Raw genomic sequence first — 7,662 nt, forward strand, 5'->3', positions numbered from 1 at the left:
ACCTCCCCAACCTAGGATCATGGACCCTGAACCCATAGTCGAGCATCGCTTCCGATTCCATTCCACTCATTGTCCTTCTCCTTCCCATTGTACCCATAACGATACTCCTCGCTCACATATCCCCGCTGAGGCATCTCCATCCCAAAGGATAGTAGTCCTGCATCCAGCCACATCCCTTCGTAATACTCAACAATCCAGTCAGGGGAACCAGTCTCAATGCCCAACTTCAAGTCCGAGACCATGGCCACGATGTCGCCAAGATGATTCTTCAACTCATACCGCTTCCCCCCGCGCGACAACAGGTAGCTCCCGACTCCAGGAACAGGCAAGGGCAAAGGCTCCACCGCAGGGTCAGACTGCCCGACCACACCACCGCCATGATACACAGGCCCGCCACCCACGACAACTGGGTCCAGAGAAAATCCCCTCCGCAAAACAGACGTCAAAACCCTCACCTCCAAAGAGTCGATGAGACTGTCCACAACTTCGTCATTTTCCGCCGCAAGTCCAAAGTATTCCCCATAGGCAACCGGTCCACTTCAAGCGAATCGCCACCGGGCTCTGATACAACACCGCTACGAGTCCCCCTTGTCAGGCAGCGCCATGTCCATCTGTACGCAGGACTGAAAACTTGGAGTCCCTGCCTCATGTTTTCTCAGGCGGCATCAGCCAGGCGACCAAAAGCTCCTTATCCGTAAAAGCCAACACCATCCGCTGCTGAGGCTCCAAGGTATCTGCACTGTCCAACACCACGGTATCCCCAGAGAGCAGCTCCACCAACGAGAAGTAGCTCAGCGGCAGCCTACGGTCAGTATTGTTCACCAAGACCACGTACTCCCCCTCATTCCGTTCACTTTGATCAGGATCGGCAGGGTCCTTCCACTTCGGGCTGTCGTACATCACCTCTCCGACCACCAGCGCCCGGTACGTCCAAGATGGATCAAATACAGGCCCCAGGCTCATCAACTCACTCCGCAGCAGCAAGTTGGCAGTCACCATCCCCAACCGGTCGGCACCATAGATCGGAAACTCCTTCACCCGCGTATGCTTCCAGCCGCTCGCCCGCGTCTGTTCATACACCGACATCACATTCCCTTGCGGGTCCAGCGCATACCACGTGTCCGTCGTATCGGGGTCCGCATCCTCCACGGGCTGCAATACCTGCTTGTGGATCCTGCGACCCATCCCGTCATACCAGAAGTACAAATCCGGCATCCCAAGGTTCCGCCATCTGTTCGCGGATCACAGCCCGCACCTTTCCTGCAAGTCCCAAAGGATGGTGTCAATATGTCTCCGGCTGTCGCGACCAGTTCCCGATCGCGTCATAGCGGTAATTGAATACATCCGGATTCCCGAATCACCCGCCTGATCGTCGATGTCCATGTCCGCAACGTGCCGGAAACCCCGTCCCGCACCACCTTCACAGCTTGTTGTCCAGCAAATTCCCGCTGCCAGGTTCGCGGTTGTAATGGTACTCGAAGATGCCCATGTCCCCAAGCCTCCTGCGCCGCCCAGCGGTCCAGGTTGGCCCCGGCGGTCACATCCCCGTCACGCCCGGGCTCGTTCAACCCGGAGAAATCCCCCGGCATGTTCACCCCCTTGATCCACCCATGGATGCTATGCAGGTAATCCTGTCCCTGCACATGGTCCTGCCCGACCTCCAACCGCGCCAGCGGCCCGTGTTTGTAATAAAAATACCGCCCGTCCAGGTCCCAAAACAGCTTGTCCCGCGAGGTCCGCACCTTGGTCAAGCGGTTGTCCGCATCATAGCTGTAACGGTGCGCAAAGAAGTCCCGGAACCCGTCCTGATACCGCACCTCGCGCACATTGCCCGAGACCAGCTCGTAGTCATAGTCAAGGTTCTGTATCCCCAGCCCCCGCAGGTCGGTCCGCGTACGCGACACATTCCCGTGGTCGTCATACCGGTACAGGCACACAGCCACGGTATCCCCTTCGCTGTCCTCCCGCACCACCGCGCTCACCCGCGTCCGCAGGTTCAAATTCATCAGTGCACCCTGGTTCAGGCCCGTCGCGGTGTCGAAGGTCGTCGAGACAATGTCGGTCAGCGTCTGCGATGCCCGCCCTGGAAAGTCAAAATCATCCAAAACCGCCTGCGTAATGGAGCCGCCAAATCCCTCCACCTGACCGCTTTCCACAGTGCGGCCCAATTCATCATACCGCACGTATGCATAATCGTTCCCCGCCACCTGCCGTGCATCGCGGCTCAGCCGCACCTGATCCTTGCTGTTGTACCACATCCGCGTCAGGCCCTTGTCGGGCGTCACCGCGCTACGCGTCTGCTGCAATGTATTGTATGTGTACCGTGTGGGCAGCCGGTGCGCGCAGGTATCCACCGCAGGGTCCGCATACCCCCCCACCCAGCGGTTGGCCGCAACAGCGTCCAGCAGTTCCACCCCCTCGGGCGGAACCGTCTGCACCAGTGTCCCCGCCTGATCGTAATAGTACAGCGTGTATTGGTAGTACATCGGCAAGTGCCGCACCTCGAAAGTCTCCCGGAACGGCGAAGAGAAGCAGGCCCGCGACAAGGACTGCAACAGCCCATTGATATACGCATTGTATTGGTTCTGGTAGGCATTGGTCGCATTCTGCGTCGCAATTGCCACCAAGGCTGCAACGCAACTGTCGTGCGTCGCCTCGGGATTGTCCGCCAGCAGCCATGCGGAGTCAAGCGGCATCTGCGGCGCAAGGCAACTGTCCTGCCACACCAGAAACGAATCGCACGAGGAATACACAAATCCCTGCACCAGGCTGTCGGTGCTGTCGGCGGTCATCAGGGTCACCTCCAGCTCGATGTGCTGATAGTCGAAGGTCTCCCCGCCCAGCACGAAGCTCTGGTTCAAGCCCACGGGATTCACGTTCAGCCCGGGCACCTCAAGAACTTCACCGAGTCCATCGCAATCGCCGTCCCGTTGGCGTCCACCAAATACAGCACCTGACAACTCACTGCATTGTTGGTGTCCACCAGCACCACCGAGGTATCGGTGACCACAATCAGCGAGTCACCCGGGTAGCACCACTGCAACACAGGGTAGTCGGAGATGGCGATCTGCCCGGGCCATGCCCCGTAGGCCCAGTTTTCATTGATCACATCCACCAGCGCCGTAAAGCAGGGATCCCAAAACGTGCAAAGCGTCTTGAGCGTATCGCCCAGGCTGTCGGTATAGATATAGGGGTCAGGAACGGCGATGCTGTCCAGGAACTGATCGCAGGAGCCGCCCAGGATCGCGACCACTGCGGCAAGGTCGCCGGAGGTGATCGCCTCATCCATCAACAGCCCGGACGGGTTCCCATCCTGGCAACTCCCCATGCAGTAGTCAAACAAGGCATCGATCAAGGCCAGCGAGTCCCGCTCATCCAGCGCCGGACAACTGTCGGTCAGCTCCGCCACCCAAAGCGCCACATGGCCGCACAGGCGACATTGCACTCCCCTGCGGTCACGAAGCTGTTGTAGCCCCGATGTCCTCCATCGCAAACGCCGACATCGCAGGCTTGTGGACGATCGTATGCATCCTGGTAATAGGGACAGCCCAACGAATCCTCCATGAGCTGAATCTGCAAGCCGATCTTGGCTGTCAAATAGGCCCCCCGCGTATAGAAATGCCGCAAAGTATCCTCGCAGTCGGGATCACCCCCGCAACCGGCATACCATGAGGGGTCGAGGTCGGCGTTGTCCGGGTTGAAATGGTTGATGATGGCAGAGTCGGGATCGTCCTGGAAAGGATGCCCGGCATCGTCAAGAAGTGAGTCCAGAAAAAGCCACCTGAAGTCGCCGCCGGAGCCAAAGGTGGTCTGGAACCAAGGATCCATGAGGCTGTCAGTCGGGCTGGGATAATAGTGGTACTGCACCGCCTTGCTAAAGGTAGGAAGCGAAGCCATGATCATATCAAACCTCCGGCTCCCGGTATCCGCCAAACATTGCCGGTAATGACACCATTCCCTGTGCGTCCGCACCAAGCTGTCGATGCGCGTGGAGTCGCCGGCAAGCCCGGCCCAAACCAACGAGTCATGCAACCATCCGCCCGGCGCATAAGCCTGCCACATCTGCTGGTAGATCGAGCCACACTCGATCTGTGCGATATCGGCCCCCGTGATATAAAAGGCTCCGTTGCAAAGCGAGTCCAGCGTATCCTGCCCGATCACATGGGCAGGAACCGTATCCGGGCTCACCCAGATCGGCACAAGGCTATAGCAGTCCACATCGCAGACCGTCGTATCGATTTCCGAAATGTATTCATCGATGATGTCCTGCAGATTCGGCCCGCAGCCCTCCAGCGAATCCAGCAATGCGTCCAAATCCACCGGCACCGAGCGCAGGTTCTTCTCCAACCGATAAGCCCCGATCTCGTCAAAATTGGCGCTGAAACGGATCTCGGCGGAATGCGACGGATTCGGACACCCGGCCCCCGTCTCGGGGTAAGTGGCCGTCAGGATGGTATCCGTCGGACCGCCGCTTGCACTGTCAAGGTCCACCAACCGCCCGTCAGGCCCGCGGATCGAGATCTCCAGGGTATAGGAGCATTCCTCGCAAATGCAGCCCAGCGCCACTGGGCCCGGTAAACGCATAGTAGAAACTATACAGCTTGCCAGGCGTTTCGTTCGGGAAGAGTGCTGCGTATGGCTCAAACCCTCCAGGGTATCGATCCGGTTGTTGGCATAAAGGTTCTCCGTGACCGTGTCGGTGGGCAGGTCATCCAAGGCCACCAGATTGGCAGGGGTATCACCCGCCAGCGCCGTGGCAACCACACGCCCTTCCTGATCCTGCCAGGCAAGACCCAGCTGACCGTTAGGATCCACGCTCATCTTCATCATGTAGTGGCTCGCCTTCCCCACATTCCCCCCGAACATCCGGTGCAACTGCGTCGCAGACGCATCCGCATAGAAAAACCGCGTTTCATGCCCCGACCCCAACCGGTGATCGTACCCGACCCCGCTTTGCCGCGCCACGCGGCCCGTCGCGTCACGCATGAACTCCGTCTCGGTGAAGGGATACCCTTGCGCATTAGGAATATAATCCCGGTGCATCCCGCCCAAGGTATTGGAAGAAGAGAAATAGTTCGCAGAACCGCTGTTCACGGCCATCGCATTGGTCATCAGGATGTCATCGAAGTCGCCGGGTTCGTAGGCCAACGTACCCCCGGCGGTCGTGTTCAGCAAATCCCGGTAATGCAGGTCAATCCCGGCCACAGGGATGGGAATCGTCGTCAGAACCCCCCGGCCCTCGTTGTCATACTCCGTCTGCACCACCACCGAGGTGCTGTCGCTGCTCAATTGCGTCACACTTTGCCGCGTCTTCCCGGCTCCGTCCACAACGTCACCACCTTCTTGAATTTCCCGTCCTCGGCAAAACTCGTAGTCCACGTCAGGTTGCGGTACCGCTCGAAACAGTCGGTCCCGTCGATCTCCCAACTTGCAGCATCGGACCAGGCCCCAAACCTCCTGTAGGTCCAGTCATTGCCCATGTCGATGAAACGCCCCACGGCACGCACGCGAAACCAAACCGTCCCCGCACGATAATTGAGCTGCGGCAAATAATAATTCCCGGGCATGTTCACCCGCGCAGCGCGCTTGAAGACACCCGCCGAATCCAGGCCCGATGCAGAATCCACCCAGGCCCATTCCAAATCATACTCCTCGGCCCCCGGCACGTAATTCCAGCTCAAAACCCCCGTCGTGGAATTGAAATTCAATACAGGCTGCTGCGCAATGTCGAGCTTCCGATAGCGTTCGGTCACCGTCACCACCTCCATGTGCACGTCCTCCGGAAAAGGCGTAGTCCCGCCCACCGTCACCGAGTTCAAACGCACCCGCACAGTATGAGACCCGGGCGCGTAAACCTGCGCAGCCTGGTAATCATGCAACGACGAAGTATGCCCGATGGCCAAGGTCCCGGTCACAGGCTGCAACTGAGGCTGACCCGTAAAGAAAATCGTATAGTTGACACTCAAAGTCCAATTGGCCCCGTCCACATCACTCAAGGAATCACGGCTATAGATCAACCGCACCTGATTCTCCCGCCGCACCGCAAAGTCCCCCGGGCTGTTGAACTCATCCACCCAGGTAGGGTCGCTCAACGTCACCACGTGCCCGCGGTTAGATTGGCATTTGCAATCGGCTTCACATAGGTCACCGACCCGGCGAACAGGCTGCCATTCGAAAACAGAAGCAACACAGCCAAAAAGGCCGATAGGCCGAGGCGCATTTGGGCCTTTGTGCAATGCGACATTCCGGGCTCCCTTGAACCTGCCAACCTAAATAGGATGTTATTGCATTCCATATTTTGCCTCCAATGATGGCCGCTTGGCCATTTTCACTTTTCACTCAGAAGACGCCCCCATCCCCCAGAGCCCATCTTATAACCAGTGCACATGACCAACATCAAACTATCCCTTATCTCTTGTGACCCAACCAGCCTGTCAGCGATTTCTGCATTTTCCTCCAAAAGCCCAAAGTATTCCCTGTATGCAACCTTGTCCACCTCTATGGTGTCGCCTAGGACCACGATGCTCGGTTGCTTTTAGTGCTTGGTGGTATACGGATTAGGCCCATGTGGCCTATCCTCGACAATAATTTCATAGATTACCGGACCTTTATGTCAAAGAACAAGCCCGGCAGATATTTTGACCCATTACCTACTAATGTACAATAGGGTTCTCCTTAATTGGACATTCGCAAACCTGATCCTTCCTCACGATTGTGGCACCGCCGCTGTAAATACCACTCCATGGAACATTGCGCTTGCTTGCCTTCCAAATTTCTGATACCATATTAAATTCATAAACGCAAACTAAGTCACCTTGCGATGTTCTTCCCATATACTGTACGATTGATACTGCCAAGTGAGAACGATCTTTCCTGACAAGCTCTACGCCACCAAAGAAGGAACTATAGGAAGAAATAGTAATCTCTTTTCCTTTCCTAGCATGAATTACTGCAACATTGACAACATTTGCACTCAATCCACTGGCACCTACTGGGAATGATTCAATGAATATGTATTCATCAAATCTAGATACTCTATGGTATTTTACGGAATTCAGATAGGGAGTGGTAAGCGAAAAGGATAAGGAAAAGTATCATTTTTGAAAATAATGATTGGTGAATCAATAATCCCTCTACTATCGATGCAAAAATCACCAACGTTGTTCACATTGAACTCCCAAGTATCGGCTTCCCTTGATACGACTGGAACCTCCACCACTTCAATTTGGGGTATCAAAACCATCTGTGCGTCCAATAGGGTAGGGTAGAAACAAGTTGCAAGAATAACATATAACAATATCTTTATCATTTCACTCATGGCCAAGTTTTATTGGGATAGAGTCCTTGGTTATACTTCATGAATATTGTTGCACCAATTTGCTTTACATGGGAAAAGGTTATCAGATTGCTTGATGTACCTACAAAAGTGCCGTGACCCTCCTTGTTGAAAAAATTATTGGGGTAAGTTGCTGGGTTATTCAGGTATACAGCACCATCCCAGAAATAGGCACCATCACTGTAGTCAAGAACATCATTCGACGAAACCAACCCCAGTACTAAGCCAACCCTAGCTGAATTCAATCGATTATCAGCTGTCCCTGCAGGATTGCAAGTGCGGCATTATAATCTGTGCCCGAGGTGTCCATAAATCCCGCCTGCACC

The 7,662-nt window shown here is 55.8% G+C and carries 7 protein-coding genes; all 7 read right to left on the bottom strand.

Features of this window, described 5'->3' with window-relative positions:
* Nucleotides 1-17: 17 nt before the first annotated feature.
* Nucleotides 18-482 (bottom strand): hypothetical protein, encoded by a 465-nt coding sequence (locus IPN95_28220; protein ID MBK9453214.1) that lies wholly within the window; start codon nucleotides 480-482, stop codon nucleotides 18-20.
* Between the two features lie 163 nt (nucleotides 483-645).
* The gene (locus tag IPN95_28225; protein ID MBK9453215.1) at nucleotides 646-1,215 is read right to left on the bottom strand and encodes a hypothetical protein; all 570 of its coding nucleotides are present in this window, start codon (nucleotides 1,213-1,215) and stop codon (nucleotides 646-648) included.
* Nucleotides 1,216-1,322: 107 nt separating this feature from the next.
* Nucleotides 1,323-2,861: a hypothetical protein gene (locus IPN95_28230; protein ID MBK9453216.1), complete on the bottom strand. Its 1,539-nt coding sequence runs from the start codon at nucleotides 2,859-2,861 to the stop codon at nucleotides 1,323-1,325.
* Nucleotides 2,862-2,878: 17 nt separating this feature from the next.
* A complete protein-coding gene (locus IPN95_28235; GenBank protein MBK9453217.1) occupies nucleotides 2,879-3,328 on the bottom strand; it encodes a hypothetical protein in 450 nt (149 codons plus the stop codon).
* A gap of 68 nt (nucleotides 3,329-3,396) precedes the next feature.
* Nucleotides 3,397-5,379, bottom strand: coding sequence for a hypothetical protein (locus tag IPN95_28240; GenBank protein ID MBK9453218.1), 1,983 nt, complete (start codon nucleotides 5,377-5,379; stop codon nucleotides 3,397-3,399).
* Nucleotides 5,295-6,101: a hypothetical protein gene (locus IPN95_28245; GenBank protein MBK9453219.1), complete on the bottom strand. Its 807-nt coding sequence runs from the start codon at nucleotides 6,099-6,101 to the stop codon at nucleotides 5,295-5,297. Before IPN95_28245 ends, IPN95_28240 begins: the two co-directional genes overlap by 85 nt.
* 953 nt (nucleotides 6,102-7,054) lie before the next feature.
* Nucleotides 7,055-7,318: a hypothetical protein gene (locus tag IPN95_28250; GenBank protein ID MBK9453220.1), complete on the bottom strand. Its 264-nt coding sequence runs from the start codon at nucleotides 7,316-7,318 to the stop codon at nucleotides 7,055-7,057.
* Nucleotides 7,319-7,662 lie beyond the last annotated feature (344 nt).

This window comes from Bacteroidota bacterium (assembly GCA_016718825.1).
Taxonomy (GTDB): Bacteria; Bacteroidota; Bacteroidia; order J057; family JADKCL01; genus JADKCL01.

Excerpts from the sequence above, each read along its gene's own strand:
- IPN95_28225 (MBK9453215.1), bottom strand. The coding sequence starts at position 1,215 with ATGCCGGATTTGTACTTCTGGTATGACGGGATGGGTCGCAGGATCCAC.
- IPN95_28235 (MBK9453217.1), bottom strand. The coding sequence starts at position 3,328 with ATGGGGAGTTGCCAGGATGGGAACCCGTCCGGGCTGTTGATGGATGAG.
- IPN95_28250 (MBK9453220.1), bottom strand. The coding sequence starts at position 7,318 with ATGAGTGAAATGATAAAGATATTGTTATATGTTATTCTTGCAACTTGT.